Raw genomic sequence first — 2,451 nt, 5'->3', positions numbered from 1 at the left:
GATTTAAGTATCTCTGACATCTTCTATCTGACAATTATAAAGTTATGTGTGTAATCCTTACCGTTTAAGAAATTTGTACATTCCTTAATCATCTGCGGGAAAAATAACTTGAAGTTTTCATCAAAAAAATCATAATGTTCTTTTAGATCATTTACCGCTTTTTCCATATTAGACTTATATGCTGTTCGCTGAGCAACGCCAGTCAAAGCTCGTTCTATGCCCCAAAACTCGCTATAATTTTTTAGCCAATCATATTTTATCATAGATTGTTTTATTAAAGTTGTTACACACGTTTCCATATCAAGATAATTCTGATATGTAAAATCGTTCAAACCTTTATGTTCGTTGATTCGTACTGTAGGTTTAGGACATGCGTTGAATAACTTCAAAACTCGTGAATATTTATCTTCATATTTAGGTACATAAAAAATTACCTTCTTTTTTGCGCGAGTAAGTGCTACCGTAATTAGATTAACAACAACATCATCCGATAAATTTATAAAGGCTTTTTCAAGAGGAAAAGTTAAAAAACAAATAACATAATCAAGTCTTTGAAATTTTTTAAAAGTTGTATCTTTGGTACAGATTTTGGTAATAAAGTTTAGGTTGTTTAACAACTTAAAAATAAAGTATTGATAATTGGGGTCGACTGGTTTTGACAGCGAGTGGCATTGATTAGTAAGCATGTCGAGCATTGTATTTTTGGCTCGTAAATATCAAGAATACGAACTTATAAACGGCGAAAATAATTACGCTTTAGCTGCATAATCTGAATTATAGTAGGATACGCCTAGTCTCGTCAAGGACGAGAAGCTAGATTCTCCTCAAAAGCCTTGGTTTATGGCGTTTGGATTAGGGGAACCGTAAAAGTAAACCTAGGAATGGTAAAGCTTTAAATCCTTTCTGACACTAATAAAGCTAAGTTAAAAGTGGCGGTTTTGGGCCAAGCTTTTAATCGAAAATTCAATCCAAAACTAAACATGTAGAAAGCTCTTTGATGGCTTGTTTGGACGAGGGTTCGAATCCCTCCGACTCCACTAAAATAAATTCAAAACAGACTAAAAGCCTGTAAATCATTTGATTTACAGGCTTTTTTGTTTATAGCACAATTTAAATTATCTATTAAATCTAAACCTATTGGTGTTAAAATAGGTTACCCGGAAAAAGAAAAATGAGGGTAACCGAATTTTTAGAGAGAAGTGACATAACTACTAAAGTTTTTAGGACTGTTTTTTAAGCCATTTTTTTATCAATACCAATTGACCTAAATGATAATAGCTGTGTTCAATCATTGCTTCAATATTTCTTGAATATGTTCCGTATTTTTCATCAACGAATTTATCATTTAGTCTTTCTTCAGGCATTTGCTCAATCAACTCGGCAAACTCTTTTGAGTCATCCCAAAATTTGTTTAGAAATATTTTCCATTCATCTTGTGATTTAATTTCATGGAAATCAAAACTATATTTATCTCTAATTTCCAATTTACCTCCAAGAAATACATTTTTTATTCCTTTAATATAGTAATGAATATGTTGTGAAAGATTGGCTATTGTGTTAAAATCCTGAAATTTTGCAGTGGCAATTTCCCAATCCAAATCTTCTAATTCATTTCTGAAATTTGTGTTTGCTATCCAAGTACCATTTAAAATTACTTCACGAAATCTATTTGCAAGTATTGTTTGGTTATTCATTTTTTTTATAACTATTAGGTTAAAGTTTTAACTAAAGTAAGGCTTTAAATAAAGCATTATAGTCTAAACAAAAATAACAAAATTATTGAAAAATGTAAACAATTAGAATTATTATAATACTAAACAAGTAAATGGGGTCAAAAGGTAAATTGTCTTATCAGTTTCCTTTTTATACCTTTGCTACTATGAATGATAATTTTATTAATGAATATTTCGGTATTGGCATACAAAATGGTAAAACGCCTGAAAACTTAGGTGTGCTTTGGCGTACTGCACAAAACATGGGAGCTAGTTTTATTTTCACCATCGGCAATCGCTATGCCAAACAAGGATGCGATACTCATAATGCGGTCAAATCCATGCCTTATTACCATTATGAAACTTTTGAAGAATTTTTTACTCATTTGCCTAAAGGAGCTCGTTTGGTGGGTGTTGAACTTAACGACCGTGCTGAAGATTTAGAAACATTTCATCATCCTAGGCGATGTGTATATTTACTTGGTGCTGAAGATCATGGTTTATCCAAAATAGCCATGGAAAGATGCCATTACTTGGTTAAATTCAAATCTGAGAAAAGTGTTAATGTTGCTGTGGCAGGTAGCATTGTTTTATATGACAGAGGTATTCATAAACCTAGATCATAATTTGTCAATAATAAATTTTCTTTTTATTAATTTTTATCTTCCTTATTCTTCTTGTCTTTTGTAGACATATAAAAAAGTCATAATAAATGTAGCAGTTAAAAATTATATTTTAC

Annotated in this window: 3 protein-coding genes and 1 other RNA gene; 2 read left to right on the top strand and 2 right to left on the bottom strand. The window is 30.9% G+C overall.

All coding sequences use genetic code 11. The features are described from left to right. Positions 1 to 23: 23 nt before the first annotated feature. Positions 24 to 686 (bottom strand): acyl carrier protein phosphodiesterase, encoded by a 663-nt coding sequence (locus QZ824_RS11340; protein WP_291276125.1) that lies wholly within the window; start codon positions 684 to 686, stop codon positions 24 to 26. Here QZ824_RS11340 and ssrA point away from each other — a divergent pair. After that, positions 642 to 1,040, top strand: a transfer-messenger RNA (tmRNA) gene (ssrA, locus tag QZ824_RS11335). The two genes, QZ824_RS11340 and ssrA, sit on opposite strands and share 45 nt — an antisense overlap. A gap of 180 nt (positions 1,041 to 1,220) precedes the next feature. On the opposite strand, the gene QZ824_RS11330 is transcribed toward ssrA, so the two are convergent. After that, a complete protein-coding gene (locus QZ824_RS11330; RefSeq protein ID WP_291276124.1) occupies positions 1,221 to 1,694 on the bottom strand; it encodes a DUF1572 family protein in 474 nt (157 codons plus the stop codon). Positions 1,695 to 1,879: 185 nt separating this feature from the next. Here QZ824_RS11330 and QZ824_RS11325 point away from each other — a divergent pair, with 185 nt between their 5' ends. Then, entirely contained in the window at positions 1,880 to 2,338 is a 459-nt protein-coding gene (locus QZ824_RS11325; protein WP_291276126.1) for an RNA methyltransferase, read from the top strand. Positions 2,339 to 2,451 lie beyond the last annotated feature (113 nt).

The sequence above is a fragment of the Flavobacterium sp. genome, from assembly GCF_021151785.1.
Taxonomy (GTDB): domain Bacteria; phylum Bacteroidota; class Bacteroidia; order Flavobacteriales; family Flavobacteriaceae; genus Flavobacterium.
This window is presented reverse-complemented; position numbering and strand designations above follow the sequence as displayed.

Coding starts and splice junctions, on each gene's coding strand:
- QZ824_RS11340 (WP_291276125.1), bottom strand. CDS start 686: ATGCTTACTAATCAATGCCACTCGCTGTCAAAACCAGTCGACCCCAAT.
- QZ824_RS11330 (WP_291276124.1), bottom strand. CDS start 1,694: ATGAATAACCAAACAATACTTGCAAATAGATTTCGTGAAGTAATTTTA.
- QZ824_RS11325 (WP_291276126.1), top strand. CDS start 1,880: ATGAATGATAATTTTATTAATGAATATTTCGGTATTGGCATACAAAAT.